The organism is Alishewanella maricola, from assembly GCF_016343785.1.
GTDB classification, from domain to species: domain Bacteria; phylum Pseudomonadota; class Gammaproteobacteria; order Enterobacterales; family Alteromonadaceae; genus Alishewanella; species Alishewanella maricola.
The window spans coordinates 234,473-250,512 of the sequence record NZ_JAEINI020000001.1; the positions used below are offsets into that span (position 1 = coordinate 234,473).

At 45.6% G+C, this 16,040-nt stretch carries 18 protein-coding genes; 16 read left to right on the forward strand and 2 right to left on the reverse strand.

Features of this window, described 5'->3' with window-relative positions; all coding sequences use genetic code 11:
* Positions 1–72 precede the first annotated feature (72 nt).
* The 8 genes from JAO78_RS01160 to alr all read left to right on the forward strand — a co-directional run bounded on the left by JAO78_RS01160 (position 73) and on the right by alr (position 6,385).
* The gene (locus JAO78_RS01160; RefSeq protein WP_226749519.1) at positions 73–1,737 is read left to right on the forward strand and encodes a S41 family peptidase; all 1,665 of its coding nucleotides are present in this window, start codon (positions 73–75) and stop codon (positions 1,735–1,737) included.
* A complete protein-coding gene (locus tag JAO78_RS01165; RefSeq protein WP_226749520.1) occupies positions 1,734–2,120 on the forward strand; it encodes a hypothetical protein in 387 nt (128 codons plus the stop codon). Before JAO78_RS01160 ends, JAO78_RS01165 begins: the two co-directional genes overlap by 4 nt.
* Before the next feature lie 203 nt (positions 2,121–2,323).
* The gene (gene rpsF, locus JAO78_RS01170; protein WP_226749521.1) at positions 2,324–2,701 is read left to right on the forward strand and encodes a 30S ribosomal protein S6; all 378 of its coding nucleotides are present in this window, start codon (positions 2,324–2,326) and stop codon (positions 2,699–2,701) included.
* A gap of 7 nt (positions 2,702–2,708) precedes the next feature.
* On the forward strand, positions 2,709–3,014 hold the full coding sequence (gene priB, locus JAO78_RS01175; RefSeq protein WP_226749522.1) for a primosomal replication protein N: 306 nt from the start codon (positions 2,709–2,711) through the stop codon (positions 3,012–3,014).
* 11 nt (positions 3,015–3,025) lie between these two features.
* Positions 3,026–3,253 carry a 30S ribosomal protein S18 gene (rpsR, locus tag JAO78_RS01180; RefSeq protein WP_008218940.1) on the forward strand — a complete coding sequence of 76 codons (228 nt, stop codon included), beginning with the start codon at positions 3,026–3,028 and terminating at the stop codon, positions 3,251–3,253.
* A gap of 18 nt (positions 3,254–3,271) precedes the next feature.
* The gene (gene rplI / locus JAO78_RS01185) at positions 3,272–3,724 is read left to right on the forward strand and encodes a 50S ribosomal protein L9 (RefSeq protein ID WP_226749523.1); all 453 of its coding nucleotides are present in this window, start codon (positions 3,272–3,274) and stop codon (positions 3,722–3,724) included.
* A gap of 187 nt (positions 3,725–3,911) precedes the next feature.
* The gene (dnaB, locus tag JAO78_RS01190; protein ID WP_226749954.1) at positions 3,912–5,297 is read left to right on the forward strand and encodes a replicative DNA helicase; all 1,386 of its coding nucleotides are present in this window, start codon (positions 3,912–3,914) and stop codon (positions 5,295–5,297) included.
* A complete protein-coding gene (gene alr, locus JAO78_RS01195; protein WP_226749524.1) occupies positions 5,297–6,385 on the forward strand; it encodes an alanine racemase in 1,089 nt (362 codons plus the stop codon). Before dnaB ends, alr begins: the two co-directional genes overlap by 1 nt.
* A 27-nt stretch (positions 6,386–6,412) precedes the next feature.
* On the opposite strand, the gene JAO78_RS01200 is transcribed toward alr, so the two are convergent.
* The gene (locus JAO78_RS01200) at positions 6,413–6,877 is read right to left on the reverse strand and encodes a chemotaxis protein CheX (RefSeq protein WP_226749525.1); all 465 of its coding nucleotides are present in this window, start codon (positions 6,875–6,877) and stop codon (positions 6,413–6,415) included.
* Positions 6,878–6,976: 99 nt separating this feature from the next.
* A complete protein-coding gene (locus tag JAO78_RS01205; RefSeq protein WP_226749526.1) occupies positions 6,977–7,414 on the reverse strand; it encodes a transcriptional repressor in 438 nt (145 codons plus the stop codon).
* A 187-nt stretch (positions 7,415–7,601) separates the two neighbouring features.
* On the opposite strand from JAO78_RS01205, the gene JAO78_RS01210 reads away from it, so the two are divergent.
* The 8 genes from JAO78_RS01210 to JAO78_RS01245 all read left to right on the forward strand — a co-directional run bounded on the left by JAO78_RS01210 (position 7,602) and on the right by JAO78_RS01245 (position 16,001).
* Positions 7,602–7,832, forward strand: a complete 231-nt coding sequence (locus tag JAO78_RS01210; protein ID WP_226749527.1) for a DUF2798 domain-containing protein — start codon at positions 7,602–7,604, stop codon at positions 7,830–7,832.
* Positions 7,833–7,858: 26 nt separating this feature from the next.
* A complete protein-coding gene (dusA, locus tag JAO78_RS01215) occupies positions 7,859–8,833 on the forward strand; it encodes a tRNA dihydrouridine(20/20a) synthase DusA (protein WP_226749528.1) in 975 nt (324 codons plus the stop codon).
* 249 nt (positions 8,834–9,082) lie between these two features.
* Positions 9,083–9,259, forward strand: a complete 177-nt coding sequence (locus JAO78_RS01220; protein ID WP_226749529.1) for a hypothetical protein — start codon at positions 9,083–9,085, stop codon at positions 9,257–9,259.
* Between the two features lie 49 nt (positions 9,260–9,308).
* A complete protein-coding gene (locus JAO78_RS01225; RefSeq protein ID WP_226749530.1) occupies positions 9,309–9,743 on the forward strand; it encodes a copper chaperone PCu(A)C in 435 nt (144 codons plus the stop codon).
* Positions 9,744–9,751: 8 nt separating this feature from the next.
* Positions 9,752–10,729, forward strand: a complete 978-nt coding sequence (locus tag JAO78_RS01230; RefSeq protein WP_226749531.1) for a DUF2333 family protein — start codon at positions 9,752–9,754, stop codon at positions 10,727–10,729.
* Positions 10,730–10,733: 4 nt separating this feature from the next.
* Complete coding sequence (locus tag JAO78_RS01235) at positions 10,734–11,480, forward strand: TIGR04219 family outer membrane beta-barrel protein (RefSeq protein WP_226749532.1); 747 nt, start codon at positions 10,734–10,736, stop codon at positions 11,478–11,480.
* Positions 11,481–11,621: 141 nt separating this feature from the next.
* Positions 11,622–13,685 (forward strand): response regulator, encoded by a 2,064-nt coding sequence (locus tag JAO78_RS01240; RefSeq protein WP_226749533.1) that lies wholly within the window; start codon positions 11,622–11,624, stop codon positions 13,683–13,685.
* Between the two features lie 99 nt (positions 13,686–13,784).
* Positions 13,785–16,001: a two-component system response regulator gene (locus JAO78_RS01245; RefSeq protein ID WP_226749534.1), complete on the forward strand. Its 2,217-nt coding sequence runs from the start codon at positions 13,785–13,787 to the stop codon at positions 15,999–16,001.
* Positions 16,002–16,040: the final 39 nt, after the last annotated feature.

The window sequence follows — 16,040 nt, forward strand, 5'->3', positions numbered from 1 at the left end:
GCTAAATAGCCATGTTAAGTTTTGGTAAATTTATCTTTGTCGGTTTTATGGTGCTAAATCGAGGGTTTGTTTATGGATCGCAAAATTATTGCAACAGCTATACTGATGTCTTGCGCTGCTTTAAGTTTAACGGCTTGTGGCGGCGGAGGCGGTGGTAGTTCAACCCCTACCAGCGGTGGCGGTTCTGGCTCAGGCGGCGGCAGCGGTGTTACCCCACCCACGTGGATCGCGGGTCAATATCCTGCCGAAAGCACCTTAAAAAACTATTGCCAGACACCTCGAAGCGGTATTGATCCGTTCAGTAACGAAGCCTATCCCGATCGTGCGGGTAGCAGTATGCATGAAAAAATGTGGCTGCGTTCTTGGACCAATAACAGTTATTTATGGTATCGAGAAGTCGCGGATCGTGATCCTGCGCCTTTTTCGGTCGCTAACTATTTCGACTTGCTCAGAACCGAGCAATTGACCGATTCGGGATCCCCTAAAGACAATTTTCATTTCACCGAAGTCACCGCTGAATATCAACAACAAACCCAAGCGGGCGTGACCGCAGGTTACGGTATTAAATGGTCTTTTGGCCGAAATAGCCCACCTCGCTCTATCACCATTGCTTATACCGAGCCTAATTCTCCGGCGCGAAACGCCGGCTTAGCGCGCGGTGATCAATTGGTCAGTATCAATGGTGTTGACTTTGTGAATGATAATTCTGAAGCCGGGGTCGATTTACTCAACCGCGCGCTTTTTCCATCAGAAACGGGTTTAACCTTTAACTTTGTGTTTACTGCGGTCGATGGCACTCGTAAAACGGTCAGCATGACCTCGGCGAATGTCAGTACTTCGGCAGTACAAAATGTGGCGGTACTAGACACACCAACCGGTAAAGTGGGTTATATGCAGTTTAATACGCATATCGCACCTGCTCAGCCGCAGTTGATCAGTGCGGTACAGCAATTTGCTAGTGCTAACGTCAAAGATTTGGTCATTGACCTACGCTACAACGGCGGTGGTTTGTTAGCTTTAGCTTCACAGCTTGGCTATATGGTTACGGGGCCTGCGATTATTCAAAACCAGTTTTTTGAACGAACTATCTTTAATGATAAGTATCCCAACACGAATCCGATCACGGGGGCGAGCTTAGCGCCAATCCCGTTTTATTCTAAAGTAATCGATTACGAAGGTAATCGACTGACTAACACCGACTTGCCTTCTTTAAATTTAAGCCGGGTATTTATTTTAAGTACCGGTAACACTTGCTCTGCTAGTGAAGCGCTGATCAACGGTTTGCGAGGCATCAACGTCGAGGTGATCTTGGTCGGTAATAAGACCTGTGGTAAGCCTTACGGTTTTTATCCAACAGATAACTGCGGTACAACCTACTTTACTATTCAGTTTACCGGCGTCAATGCGCAAGGCTTTGGCGAATATGCGGATGGATTCATTCCTAAAAATAACCCAGTGTTTGCGGCCGACGTGAAAGGCTGTGCTTTGAATGATGATTTCAGTAAACCGCTGGGCGATCCCAGTGAACGCTTACTTTCTGCGGCGTTATATTATGCTCAAAATAACAGTTGTCCACCGTTGGCCGTAGGCCAAGCCAGTGCGACGAGCAACGTACAATCGACGACTGGCGAAGCCTCTTTGAGCGGTGGTATGCCGCTGTTAGATCCTCGCTATCGTGATGTTATCTTGCACAACAAAGTGATTACTGAGCTGGCACCTGCGGAGCAACAACCGTGAAACGCCTGCTGTTAATCGGTGCATCTTTAGTGCTGATGTTAAGTGGTTGCCAGTTAAGTCGAGCGGCTGAGCCAGCGGTACTAGAGGAGGCTGTTGATGCCGTCTTAAAACAACAGCTGTCAGCCTTTATAACCGACATCGTGGGGGGAAACTCAGTAATACTGGCCGATGATGTCTTTATGCAGCAAGCTGAACTGTATATTAGCCAGCGGATGCCCTTAGATGCTAAGGGTAACCCTTTAGATGGCCGGCATGCCTTGCCGGCTTATCGGTTTGTTTTACTGAAGTCAGTACGAGGCTGCCTGATCCAACATCCCGCTTCGGGTAACAGCGCTTTGCTCACTGCGGCACGTTGTAAAGTGCTACCCGTAAACACGCTTTAATCGGTTTTGACCTTTGAAATAACCCCGTGCGGCGACTGCGAACGGGGTTTTTCTGAAGTATTTTGGTCATGCTCATATCAATGCTTGTTATTTATCCGCTAACTCCGTAAAATACGCGACCTTCGGCCATTCAACTCACGTTCCTTGCCTTTATGAGAACCCGGCCGAGTTCCCCCGAGGCTTACTAACCGTAAGGAGCTACAATGCGTCATTACGAAATCGTTTTTATGGTTCACCCTGATCAGAGTGAACAAGTGCCTGGTATGATTGAACGTTACACTGGTTCGATCAAAGAAGCTGGCGGTACTATCCACCGTCTTGAAGATTGGGGTCGTCGTCAACTGGCTTACCCAATCCAAAAGTTACATAAAGCACACTATGTGTTAATGAACGTGGAAGCACCACAGACTGTGATCGATGAGCTGGAAACTAACTTCCGCTACAACGACGCTGTTTTACGTAACCTGGTTATGCGCACTAATGGTGCAGTAATCGAGCCATCACCAATGGCAAAGGTACGTGATGAGCGCCGTGATCGTGCTCCTCGTGAATCTGAAGAGCAAGTAGCAAACGACGAGTAAGTTGTTAATGGACAATTACTTTGTGCTTAGTGGCGCCATATGTCGGCACCCTGAACGCAGTGAGAGTCCGGCGGGTATTCCGCACACTGTATTAACCTTAGAACACCGCAGTATGCAACAAGAGTCGGGGTTAAACCGGCAAGCTTATGTGCGAATGCAGGTTGTTCTTAGCGGTACCGTGTTACAGCAACAAGCTCAGCATTTGACGTTGGGCAATCAGGTTCGGGTGGCAGGTTTTTTAAACCGACATCAGAATCGCAGTGGTCAGGCTAAACTGGTCCTGCATGCGCAACAGATTGAACAATTAAGTTAGGAGACAGACAAATGTCACGTTTTTTCCGTCGCCGTAAATTCTGCCGTTTTTCTGCAGAAGGCACTGTAGAGATTGATTACAAAGATACCGCCGTTCTGAAGAACTACGTTACTGAAAGCGGCAAGATCGTACCTAGCCGTATTACTGGCACTAGCGCTAAATATCAGCGTCAGTTAGCTCGCGCTATTAAGCGTGCGCGTTACCTGGCCCTGTTACCATACAGCGACTCACACAGCTAATACAGAGGGGTATAGACAATGCAAATTATTTTGTTAGACAAAGTCTCGAACCTTGGTGGTTTAGGTGACAATGTAACTGTTAAGTCTGGTTATGCTCGCAACTTCTTATTCCCACAGGGTAAAGCAGTGCCAGCAACTCAGGCTAACATTGAGAAATTTGAAGCACGTCGTGCTGAATTAGAAGCCAAATTGGCCACTGATTTAGCTGCGGCAACTGAGCGTGCAGCAAAAATCACTGAGCTTGCAGAAGTGACTATCGCTTCTAAAGCGGGTGACGAAGGCAAGCTGTTCGGTTCTATCGGTACTCGTGATATCGCTGATGCGATCACTGAAGCCGGTGTTGCTGTTTCTAAAGCTGAAGTTAAATTACCAAACGGTACTTTACGTGAAACTGGCGAGTTCGAAATCGATCTGCAGTTACACGCTGAAGTTATCGCAACAATCAAAGTTGTTGTGATCGCTGAAGCCTAAGGCATTAAGCACACTGCCCTGCGGCGGTGTGCTTTCCTCTACTCCTCGTTCCAACTTGCTATTTTACTCTGAATTACACCCCGCATTACCCTAAGATTTTTTCAGACTTTACTTTGACTTCTGCGCGCTGCAGGTTAGCATGACAGACAGTATTCTGTTATTTCCCCCTCGGCAGTTTGAACACCCTATGAGTAACGTAAAAGATAAGCAAGTCGCCGCCATAAAGATGCCGCCGCATTCTATTGAAGCTGAACAGTCTGTGCTTGGTGGCATGATGTTAGACAATGAAGCCTGGGATCGCGTCTCAGAAAAAGTGGTGGAGCAAGACTTCTATTTACGCTCGCACCGTTTTATTTTCAGTGCGATGTCACGCTTAGCTGAAGCCAATCAGCCGATAGACTTAATTACTGTTTCAGAAGCCTTAGAAGCCAATCAACAATTAGATGATATTGGTGGTTTTGCCTACTTGGGCGAAATAGCTAAAAACACGCCCAGTGCCGCCAACATTATGGCCTATGCGGAGATCGTCCGTGAGCGTGCTGTGGTGCGCGACATGATCTCAGTCGCGCATGATATTGCCGATGCCGGCTATGATACGCAAGGGCGTACCAGTGCCGAATTGCTCGACTTTGCCGAAACCAAAGTGTTTAAAATTGCCGAGCAACGCGCCAATGCTAATGAAGGTCCTGAGCCAATTAATAATATCTTGGCGAAGACCATTGATAAAATCGATGCGTTATACCGTAGCCCGCAAACGGGTGTGACGGGGCTTTCTTCGGGTTACACCGATTTAGATAAAATGACCAATGGTTTGCAGCCTTCCGATTTAATTATCGTGGCGGCACGTCCATCGATGGGTAAAACCACCTTTGCGATGAACCTGTGTGAACATGCTGCGATTACCAGTGATAAGCCAGTATTAATTTTCAGCTTAGAGATGCCCGCCGACCAAATCATGATGCGGATGTTGGCCTCGTTGGGCCGGATCAATCAAACTAAGGTACGCACCGGCCAATTAGAAGATGAAGATTGGGCACGCTTATCATCCGCCATTGAGTTACTAAACAGCAAAGGCAAAATGTATATTGATGATGCATCAGGTTTAACCCCAACAGAAGTGCGTTCGCGGGCACGACGCATTGCCCGAGAGCACGGTGGCCTGAGTATGATCATGGTCGACTATCTGCAGTTAATGACGGTGCCAGGTATGTCAGAAAACCGCACCTTAGAAATTGCTGAAATCTCTCGTTCATTAAAAGCGCTGGCCAAAGAATTAAAAGTGCCGGTGGTAGCCTTGTCGCAGTTAAACCGCTCGTTAGAGCAGCGGGCAGATAAAAGACCGGTAAACTCAGACCTACGTGAATCGGGCTCTATTGAGCAAGATGCCGACTTGATTATGTTTATTTACCGAGATGAAGTGTACAACGATGAAAGCCAAGATAAAGGTTTGGCGGAAATCATCATCGGTAAACAGCGGAATGGCCCCATCGGCAAAGTGCGCTTAACCTTTCATGGCCATTACTCGCGCTTTGATAATTATGCCGGCAGTGCTCGTTTTGAGGACGAGTATTAATGAGTCGGCGTCCTGTTGCGCAGATCGATCTGCTGGCGTTACAACAGAATTTACAGCGGGTGAAGCAATTAGCGCCAGACAGTCAGGTGCTCGCAGTATTAAAAGCCAATGCCTATGGTCATGGTTTAGTGAAGGTGGCACAAAAACTGACTGCCGCTGATGCTTTTGCCGTAGCGCGGATTGATGAGGCACTCGCTTTGCGAACCGCGGGTATTGTTAAACCCATAGTGTTGTTAGAAGGGTTTTACGAGGCGGCAGAGTTACCCTTATTATTAGCCAATAACCTGCAAACTATTGTTCATAACGAGCTGCAACTGCAAGCCTTAGAGCAGACCCCGTTAGAAGGCCAATTAAAGGTTTGGCTGAAAATTGATACGGGTATGCACCGTTTGGGCATTGACCCAGCTGAAGTTGATAATGTGTATCGACGTTTGTGGCAATGCTCTAATGTGTTGCCCGGCATTCGTTTGATGAGTCATTTTAGTTGCGCTGATGAACTTGATTCAGCAACCACTTCGAAGCAGCTCGCATTATTTCAACAGCTGTGTGCCGATAAAGCCGAGCAACACAGTTTAGCCAATTCTGCGGCAATTTTAGCCTGGCCTGCCACGCATGGCCAATGGGTTAGACCCGGCTTAATGCTGCATGGTATTTCACCTTTTGTTGGTAAACAGGGGGCGGATCATCAATTGCAGCCTGTGATGCGTTTAAGTAGCCGTTTAATTGCTATCCGTAAGGTTAAGGCAGGTGACACTGTCGGTTATGCTGGGCTTTGGCGAGCAAAAACAGATACTTTTATCGGCGTGATCGCGGTGGGTTATGGTGATGGCTATCCCCGGCATGCAGCCAATGGCACGCCGGTGTGGCTAAATGGCCGTGAAGTGCCTTTAGCAGGTAGGGTATCGATGGATATGATTACCGTTGATTTAGGTCATTTCTGCAAAGATAAGATTGGTGATGAAGCAGTGTTGTGGGGGCCCGAACTAGCGATAGAACGAGTGGCTGCTCAGGCAGAAACTATCGCTTATGAATTGCTGTGTAATATTACACCACGCGTGCAATATCAGTATTTAGGTGATAACGGCTGAGAGAGCCCAGCCGTTTTAGCGTTCGAGCTATTTATCAAAGGTCACTTCAATGTGCACTTTGCCAAAGTCTGAAGTGAACGGCATTAAGATCGTTGGGCCATCGCAGCGATGAGTAATAGTGTGGCTTTTGCCAGAAACAACAATCGGTGTTGCCATGGTAAATTCGTAGCCTTTTTCACCTAACATCCGCTTAGCGCCGCCGGTAACCATGTTCGTGATCTCACCGACCATATCAGTAACATCGGCATCTATTTTTGTTGGCCGCTCGCCTAGCATCCGAAACATAATTTCAATGGCTAACGACTCATCAAAGCTAACCGAAAAAGACCCCTTCATGGTGGGGCCAACCATGCCAATTAAACCAGAGACATCGCCATTTGCAATTTCATTCTTTTTAATGCGAGGCTGTCCAGGCACAATTTTGGTATTGGCCATTGTCGATAACACATTGACCAAAGAGGACAAAAATGGGTTTACGTATTCAACATTCATGTAAATGCCTTTGGGGTTTATACAAGCGTTCGCCTAACACGCAATACTAAGCCTAGAAGTTTTTTTAGTGTAATACAAGCATGATTACTCGCAAGATACTTAATTTTCACGGCAATTCCGACACTTACCTCTTGCTTCGATGGTTTGATGGTGAATATCAAATCCTTGCAGGGCCGCTTGACGGCTAAATTCGGTTTGCAAAGCGCTAGAGTGCAATTCGGTAACATTGCCACACACTTCGCAAATCAGTAACTGTGCAGGGTGGTGTTTTTCAAAATGATGACACAACATGAAGGCGTTGCTAGATTCAATTTTGTGGATAAAACCTTGTTCTGTCAGAAACTCTAAAGCGCGATAGATAGTTGCCGGTTTCGCGGCGGGTTCACTTTGTTTTAACTGCTCTAATAAATCATAAGCACCTTGGCCCCCTTGGTTTTCGGCCATTAAACGAAAGACCTTTTCCCGGATCGCGGTAAAGCGCGCGCCATTTTGCACACAGATGGCTTTGGCTCGTGACACTAAACTCTCAGTTGACATACTTAGTCTCCACTCCATTTCTGTTGTCAGTGTACCATATTGCTTGCACACTGCCAGCTTGAGCATGTTGCTAGCTAATGTTATATGCTTGCTGACAACAACTGCTTTCTGCTTAGGTTTTTGGTATAATTGCCAACGGTTTTATTGGTGAGTCATTCACTCGTTTGTAGAGATAAATAAAAATTTTATGCCTCGATTACCCGCGAAAACGGCAGGGCTGGTTATGCCCTTGTTATTATCTATTATGATGACCTGTATTGTGTCCTTGGTGAGTACGCTAAGTAGTCTGGGGTGGCCTGCATTTACCTTTTCTGGCTGGTTATCCGCTTGGGGTTTGTCTTGGGTAATTGCTTTTCCTACCTTGTTATTGGTACTGCCTATGGTGAAAAAACTCACTAGCTATTTGGTACATGCCTAATTGCTCTGTTAAGAGGACTTCCTGCTTTGACGCTAAAACTGTTACCGCAACGACTCTCTGTTGCCCCCATGCTCGATTGGACCGATCAGCATTGTCGTTATTTTCATCGTTTAATGAGCCAGCATGCAGTGTTGTACACCGAAATGGTCACTACCGGTGCCATTATTCACGGTAAAGGCGATTACCTTGGCTATAACGAACAAGAACATCCGTTGGTATTGCAATTAGGCGGCTCTGTTCCAAAAGATATGGCCACTTGCGCTAAACTGGCGGAACAGCGTGGTTATGATGCAATCAATATTAATGTTGGTTGCCCATCAGATCGCGTGCAAAACGGTATGTTTGGCGCCTGTCTTATGGCACAGCCACAACTAGTAGCTGATTGTGTGAAAGCCATGCAAGATAAGGTTGCGATTCCTATTACAGTAAAAACACGTATTGGTATTGATGATTCAGATGAATATCAATTTTTACAAGATTTTGTGCAAATTGTGGCGGATGCGGGGTGTCAGCAGTTTGTTATCCATGCGCGTAAAGCGTGGTTAAAGGGCTTAAGCCCAAAAGAGAATCGTGAAGTTCCACCGCTTAATTATGGTCGAGTTTATCAGTTAAAACAGGATTTCCCGGCTTTAGATATCAGTATTAACGGCGGTATTAAAACTTTAGCTGAGGCCGCGACACATTTAAAACAACTTGATGGTGTGATGATTGGGCGAGAAGCCTACACTAACCCTTACATGTTGAGCGAAGTGGATGCGCAGCTATATGGCGATGCGCATCCAGTACTTTCGCAGCATCAACTCGTGCGGCAGATGTTACCTTATATAGAGCAGCAGATGCAGCAAGGTGCGCGGTTTTGGCATATCGCTAGGCATATGCTCGGGCTATTTCAGGGCTTACCGGGAGCACGTCAGTGGCGACGTTTACTCAGTGAGCAAGGCCATCTCAGCAGCGCGACTCCGACCTTACTTGAAGCGGCTTTGGCCAAAGTACCTGAGTAAGCTAAATCTTAAAAAAGTGGTGATTTTCGCCACTTTTTTTATTTTCAGCTATCGAGTAATCACCTTAGCATTTCGCTGACTTTATTTTTTTATATATAATTCATAGCCTTATGGTTTTGCTGTTTACTGGCACGGCACTTGAAACAACTTAGGCATGTTCCTGATTCTAGGATGATGCTTAAGCAAGGAGCCGTCTATGCCATTCTTAAATCCGTTAAACCGCCTGTTTAATCATAAGGCAGGTGGCAAATGATGTTATTTCAACATGATACTCTGCTGTTGATTTACATTATGCCGTTACTTGGCTTTATTTTAGGCATGTTACCGGCTTTAGTGGTGTGGCGCTTTAGCAAGCCTCGTCGCAAAAAAACGCCAACGATTGAGCAAGCTGCACGGATCAAAACCGGATTTACACTGTCGCTGTAGTGGTTTTGGTGTAAGATAAAGGCAGGTCAAACCAGCAAGGATCAGTAAGATGCGATATTTTTTCTTCATGTGTTGCAGTGCTTTGTGTTTAGCCAGTGCGGCATTAAGTGCAGCTGAACTGCAGTTAACCCAAGCAGAAGTGCGTGCGCCCTTGCCCGGTCGCACGGTAACAGCAGGTTACTTTCAATTGCAAAATGACTCAACAAAATCCATTGAGTTAGTCTCTGCCAGTAGTCCCGCTTTTGAGGTAATTGAACTACACCAACATATCGAACAAGATGGCATGATGCGCATGGTTGAAGTAGCTAGCATTGAAGTCGATGCCGGTGCGCGCTTGATTTTTGCCCCAGGCGGTTTGCATATGATGATGTTTACGCCAACGCAACCGCTGGTGATTGGTGAAACGGTACCGGTCACTCTTCAATTTAAAGACGGAAGCCAGTTACAGTTTGCATTCCCGTTAGTGGCCATGCCACGCCGATAGGAGAAACCATGAATAAATCTATGATTGGCAGTTGGTCTGCCATTATCTTGTTATTGTTGTTTTGGATGCTCAGTTGGTGGGTTAGTCGAGAACCTGCCATGGTGTTACCCGCTACTGCAACAAACAGCATTAGCACTGAGCAGCAGCGTGTTGCTGGCTACAGTACCACTACCGCTTTAATTCAAGTAAGTGAAACTCTGTTAAACAAGCCGGGCGGTTATATGGCAAATGATGTCTTACCGCCTTTTAGCTTGCTAGACAATATGCCAGCATGGGAATTTGGTGTACTAGAAATGTCACGTGATCTAGCGCTAGCACTGCGTAAAGATTTCAGCCGTTCGCAATCCCAATCGGCCGAAAATGCATTTCTTAAAGTGGCGCAGCCGCAATTAAATATTGATCATCAAAGCTGGATGTTACCCAGCGCCGAATCAGAATACCGTAAAGCAATTGAACAGTTTTATATGTATCGGCAAGCTTTAATGGATCCAAAACAGAACGATAGCCAGTTTTATGCTCGCGCGGATAATTTACGCGACTGGCTAAAAAACGTTGAAAAGCGCTTGGGCAGTTATTCGCAACGCTTAAGCGCAAGTGTAGGGCAAGAGCGTTTAAATACGGATTTAGCGGGTGATGCTGCCGCACGTCAATCAACAACGACCCCCGAAAAACAGTGGTTAAAAACCAGTTGGTGGAAATTGGATGATGAATTTTACGAAGCCCGTGGTGCGACCTGGGCGTTATTACAATACCTGCGGGCGATTGAGGTTGATTTTGCTGATGTATTAGAACGTCGTAATGCCATGGTCAGTTTGCAGCAAATTATTCGCGAACTGGAAGCGACACAGCAACCGATTTGGAGCCCTATGGTGTTAAACGGGAGTGGTTTTGGGGTGCTGGCCAATCATAGTTTAGTGATGGCTAATTATATTTCACGCGCTAATGCGGCATTAATTGATTTGTCAGAGTTGTTAATACAAGGATAGTAAAATGAAAAAGTGTGTGGGTGTAATAGGTTCATTGTTGTTGCTCAGCACGACAGTGCAAGCAGATACCGTATTAGGTCTCTATGCCGGTGCCGATTACTGGCAAACTCAAGTGAATGGTGGTTTCGCTAATTCTGAGCAAACACAGGCCTTTAACTTTGAAGATGCATCTCAGCAATCTTTTTACTTGGCGTTAGAGCACCCGTTGCCGCTACTGCCTAATTTGCGTATTCAATATCAAACCTTGGAAACACAAGGTAATACACTGCTCAATAGCACTTTTACTTTTGGTGGCGTCAATTACATTCAAGGTACTAACATAGCCACTGAGCTGGATCTCAGCAGTACGGATTATGTCTTGTATTATGAAGTGTTAGATAATGGCTTAATCACCCTAGATTTAGGTGTCACTGCGAAACATTTAAAAGGCTATGCCGTAGCCCGTTCAGCTTCCGTTGGAACGATTCAAGATATTAACCAAGTGGTGCCGATGCTGTATGTCGATACGCGTATTGGTATCCTTGGTACGGGGTTAGATGTATTTGCAACGGCGAATGCTACGCGCTGGCAAGACAGTCATTTATATGATGCTCAAGCGGGAATTGGCTACCAGCTGGTTGACAATCTGCTGATAGATCTTCGCTTGAAAGTGGGTTATCGCACAGTCGATTTACGTTTGGATGATATCGATGATTTGTACGCCGATTTACAATTTAAAGGCGCTTTTGCCGGCGTAGAATTGCACTTTTAGTTAAAAAAGCCTAAGTATTCTGGTTTGACTTGTTACTATTAGCCTTAAGTCATATAGTAACCGTCTTTATTATGCTTAAAGAGCACAATGTTGACGCAGCTTTTCCGAAATCTTACGCTTATCTATGTCGCCGCCTGCCTTATGTTGGCGGCCGTCTTATTTAGCTGGCAAGTCCGCGTTGCTGATCAACAGGCGCAGCGCCAGCTGCAGCAATATGCCGATCTGTTAAAAATCAGTTTAAAACCCTTGTTATTACAAACGTCGGCTGAGCAACTTAGTTCCCATCTTAATGAATTACAGTTCAGCGCCTTACTACCGATTGCCGCACTCGGCGTCTATCAATCTGATGGCATACAATTAGCCAGCACCGGCGCTTTGACCGCATTACCATCTAAAATTGAAACGCAAAGTCGGCAATATCAGTTGTTACAAACTGAGCAAGGTCGTGTGGCTTTACAACCGTTGATGATTTGGTCTGCCGCGTCAGGCCAATTTGATCATTTTAAAACGCCCGATGCTTTTCTATTAATCCTACCTGAAACCGCCGAAACTTGGCCGTCAGTGCTGTTACCTCTGAGTATTAGTGGGTTAATTTTTACTGTGTTTTTTATGCTAACGTTATGGCTGGTCTATCTTTGGCAACAACAACGTAACTTATGGCTAGATCGCCTGACCGCCGTTGATACCGAAACCCGTGGGCTGTCGAATGTGCCGTCTGATGTACGGGCGTTACTTGACTGGCGTGTACAGGCAGAGCAACAGCAACTGAGTTTGCAACAGCAGTTAGAGAATGCGGCGCAACAGCAGCAATTTTTGCAGCAGCAATGTACAGCCCAACAACAACAAAGCAGCGTCTTGACCGAGCAGGCTGACATACTGCGCCAACAAATGTCAGCTTGGTTACAGCACTGTAAATTACTGTGGCAGCGACAAGAGCAATTATCAGTGGCAGTGTTTCAAACGTTATTGCGGTTGCATTTTTTGTATGGTCTCTTTCAGTTTAATCCGCGTAGTTTAAAAAAAGATCCGTTATCGCTGGTGCATTGGTTACCGCAACAGTTTGGTGCTTTGCATAAGATCCTGGCTCAAGGAACCAGTATTGATTGGGTAGAAGGCCCAGATAATATAAATTTTGATGTATTGTTAGACGAGGAAGTGCTACAAGCCAGTTTACAAGCGATGTTGTTGTTGGCGGTACGCTCTGAGAATACTCAGCGTATTTTGTGCCGAGTGACCTTAGAAGCCACAGCGCAGCCTCATCTGCTGCTGCATCTGAGCTGTGATGGCAATGGTTTACCTGCGCATATTATTGAGCATATCAGCCAGGCCAAATCGTCAAACTGGCAATGGCGCGATGTGGATGTAACCCTATTACAATTGATGGCTAAGTTGTTACAGGCTGAGTTACAGGTGCAATCATTAGAAGGGCTCGGCTCAAGTATTCGCTTGCGTTTTCCGGTTGCGCTTCAAGGGGTGACCTTTAGTAGTCCGGTCGATCGCTTACTGGTGTTTGATCAAGATAGCGACAGGCTACAGGGTCGTTTAGCAGGCTTAGCTAGCCAAGCGGTGCAGGTAAGTGCTTGCAGTCATTTTTCCGAGTTAAAACGCAAATTAGAGCAGACAGCGCCACAGCGGTTATTAATGTTTTTGCCGGCAGAACAACCCAATGAAGCGTGGCAGCAATTAATTTCCTCTTATCAAGCCAGTATTAACATACAAGCTTTTGCTCCAGAGTTAACGTTATCGCATTGGCAAGCACTATTGCCTTGCATAGCGAGTTCAGAATTTAGTTTAATGATGCTACAGCAACACGCTGTCGAGGTGTTAAAAAGCCAGCGGCATAAAAGTTTATTAGTGGTCGACGACAATGAAACGAACCAAGCTTTTATTAATATCCTGCTGCAAAACAAACCTGTGCAGCTCGCTTCAGCGTTAACCGGTAAGCAGGTGTTACAGCTGTGCTTGCATCAGCAATTTGATATGATTTTATTAGATATTCGTTTGCCTGATATGTCGGGTATCGAAGTAGCGAAACAGTTGCGAGCTTTACCCGGATATCAACATACACCCATATTAGCGTTTACCGCGCATGCGTTACCGGCAGAAATTGCCGAATTTAAAAAAGCAGGTATGGATGATATCTTGTTAAAGCCGTTAGAACCGAGTAAATTTGCAGCACTGTTAGCGCATTATCAGCTACATTAAAAATCTAAGCTATGCGCATACCTATTAGGGGATTAGCAGCACGCCCTTTGCAGTTAGGAAGCGGTTAAATTAGCAGGACGTTAATATAAAGGTTGGCCGATGATACAAAATAACGCAGATGAAGGATTTCTGTTTTTAGCAGACGATGAACATGCGCCGACTACACCGTTGCATGAACTCGACGTTTGGCATCTGTTGATCGTCGATGACGATGAAGAAATCCACACCGTAACCAAACTGGCGCTGAATGATTTGATCGTGCTAGGTAAGCGTTTGCAATTTCATCATGCCTTCTCCGGACAGCAAGCCATCGATTTTTTACTGAAACAGCCTGATACAGCGTTGGTTTTACTCGATGTGGTGATGGAGACCGATGACGCCGGTTTACAGGTTGTGCGGCGTATTCGAGACGAATTGCGTATGGATGAGTTACGTATTGTCTTGCGCACCGGTCAGCCAGGTTATGCGCCTGAAGAAAGTGTTATCAAAGAATACGATATCAACGACTACAAAACGAAAACAGAACTGACCCGCAGTAAACTGGTTACCTCGATTATTTCTTCCATTCGTTCCTATCAGCAAATTAAAACCATTAATCAAAATCGCCTTGGTTTACAAAAAATCATCAGTGCCGGTGCCAATTTGCTGGAACAGCATTCATTACACGAATTCTCTGAAGGCGTGGTCACGCAAATTTCTTCGTTAATTGGCTTGCACGCTGAAGGTGTTTTGTGTGCGCAGATTGAAGATGACGGCTCGGCAAGTGATCGTATTTATGTATTGGGTGCGGCTGGGCATTACGCGCCTTACATTAAATGCCAATTAGAACGCTTAGAGAATAAACGGATTGTTGAGCAAATTAATCTGTGTCTATTGAGTAAACGGCATATCTTCTCGGAACGTGACACCGTTTTATATTTAGGCAACGAGAAACACAATGCCGCCGTTTATATTGAAACCAATCGGCCTATTGATACCGCGGATCAGCAACTTATCGAAGTATTTTTAACCAATATCTCGATTGGTTATGAGAATGTCGCTTTATTCCAACAATTAAGACATGCGGCCTATATTGACCCGTTAACCAAAACGCCAAATCGTAATGAGTTTATTCAAATCTTGCAGGATACGCGACGGTTTGAACCTGACAATATGGTTGCCGTACTGGTGGATATTGATCATTTCTCAGATGTGAATGATGGCCTGGGTCAAGAGGTGGGTAATGAACTGTTGGTTGCTGTTACGCTGCGCTTGATCGAACATTTTGGCATTAGCTGTCAGTTGGGCCGGGTGGGGGCGGATGTCTTCGCCTTAGTGGGCCCAGAAGACCAGTTAACCCCCACGCGGTTAAAAGCGGTTTTTAGTTCGCCATTTCAAGCGTTTGAGCATAGCCTGCAAGTTAATTCTACCTATGGTATTTGTCGTTTACGCGACTCGGGTGAGCAGGGCATGGTTATTATGAAGCATGTTTATATTGCGCTGAATAAAGCCAAAAAGACTTTGGGGGTGAATCATCAATATTATGAGCCTTCGATGGAGGATGAAGTCAGTAATCGCTTAAACATGTTGCGTAAGCTCAGAGCCGACTTTGCCCTAGACAAATTGGAGTTATGGTATCAGCCACAACTGTGTATCAAAACGCAAAAAGTAGTTGGGATGGAAGCCTTATTACGATGGCCACACCAGCCAAATCAATATATTTCACCGGCCGTGTTTATTCCATTGGCGGAGTATTCAGGGTTGATTGTGGATATTGGTTTATGGGTGCTAGAACAGGCTTGTCAGCAATTAAAGCGCTTAGCTGAGGTCGGTTATACTAATCTGCGAATTGCCGTAAATGTGTCGATGCCACAATTTCGTTCAGCACAGTTTGTGCCTTCGGTTATCGAAACCATACAGCGTTATCAGGTTGCGCCACATCTGTTAGAACTGGAAATCACCGAATCGGTGGTGATGGACGAACCGAATAGGGTGATCAGTGCATTACAAAAGCTGAAAAGCTTTGGTATTAAGGTCGCGATAGATGATTTTGGTATCGGCTTTTCGTCGTTAAGTTATTTACAACAATTACCGTTGGATCGCATTAAAGTAGACAGGGCTTTCATTAATGCAATTGATCAGCAAGATGGTGGCTTAATTGCTGAAACCATTATCAATTTAGGTAAGCGTATTGGCTTACAAACCATTGCTGAAGGCGTAGAAACGGCAGAGCAGTTGGCGGTGATTACTCAAATGCAGTGTGATGAAGTTCAAGGTTATTTCTTCGCTAAACCACTGCCACATGCTGAATTAATGGCTTATTTAGCAGAAAATTAATGCAGTTAAACGCCATAAGCCAATGATGCTGGCTTATGG

Bases quoted from the DNA above. Each gene is read 5' to 3' on its own strand.
- rpsR (WP_008218940.1), top strand. From the start codon at position 3,026: ATGTCACGTTTTTTCCGTCGCCGTAAATTCTGCCGTTTTTCTGCAGAA.
- rpsF (WP_226749521.1), top strand. From the start codon at position 2,324: ATGCGTCATTACGAAATCGTTTTTATGGTTCACCCTGATCAGAGTGAA.
- JAO78_RS01200 (WP_226749525.1), bottom strand. From the start codon at position 6,877: ATGAATGTTGAATACGTAAACCCATTTTTGTCCTCTTTGGTCAATGTG.
- rplI (WP_226749523.1), top strand. From the start codon at position 3,272: ATGCAAATTATTTTGTTAGACAAAGTCTCGAACCTTGGTGGTTTAGGT.
- JAO78_RS01160 (WP_226749519.1), top strand. From the start codon at position 73: ATGGATCGCAAAATTATTGCAACAGCTATACTGATGTCTTGCGCTGCT.
- alr (WP_226749524.1), top strand. From the start codon at position 5,297: ATGAGTCGGCGTCCTGTTGCGCAGATCGATCTGCTGGCGTTACAACAG.
- JAO78_RS01220 (WP_226749529.1), top strand. From the start codon at position 9,083: ATGATGTTATTTCAACATGATACTCTGCTGTTGATTTACATTATGCCG.
- JAO78_RS01225 (WP_226749530.1), top strand. From the start codon at position 9,309: ATGCGATATTTTTTCTTCATGTGTTGCAGTGCTTTGTGTTTAGCCAGT.
- JAO78_RS01240 (WP_226749533.1), top strand. From the start codon at position 11,622: ATGTTGGCGGCCGTCTTATTTAGCTGGCAAGTCCGCGTTGCTGATCAA.
- JAO78_RS01205 (WP_226749526.1), bottom strand. From the start codon at position 7,414: ATGTCAACTGAGAGTTTAGTGTCACGAGCCAAAGCCATCTGTGTGCAA.
- priB (WP_226749522.1), top strand. From the start codon at position 2,709: ATGGACAATTACTTTGTGCTTAGTGGCGCCATATGTCGGCACCCTGAA.
- JAO78_RS01230 (WP_226749531.1), top strand. From the start codon at position 9,752: ATGAATAAATCTATGATTGGCAGTTGGTCTGCCATTATCTTGTTATTG.
- JAO78_RS01210 (WP_226749527.1), top strand. From the start codon at position 7,602: ATGCCTCGATTACCCGCGAAAACGGCAGGGCTGGTTATGCCCTTGTTA.
- JAO78_RS01235 (WP_226749532.1), top strand. From the start codon at position 10,734: ATGAAAAAGTGTGTGGGTGTAATAGGTTCATTGTTGTTGCTCAGCACG.
- JAO78_RS01245 (WP_226749534.1), top strand. From the start codon at position 13,785: ATGATACAAAATAACGCAGATGAAGGATTTCTGTTTTTAGCAGACGAT.
- dnaB (WP_226749954.1), top strand. From the start codon at position 3,912: ATGAGTAACGTAAAAGATAAGCAAGTCGCCGCCATAAAGATGCCGCCG.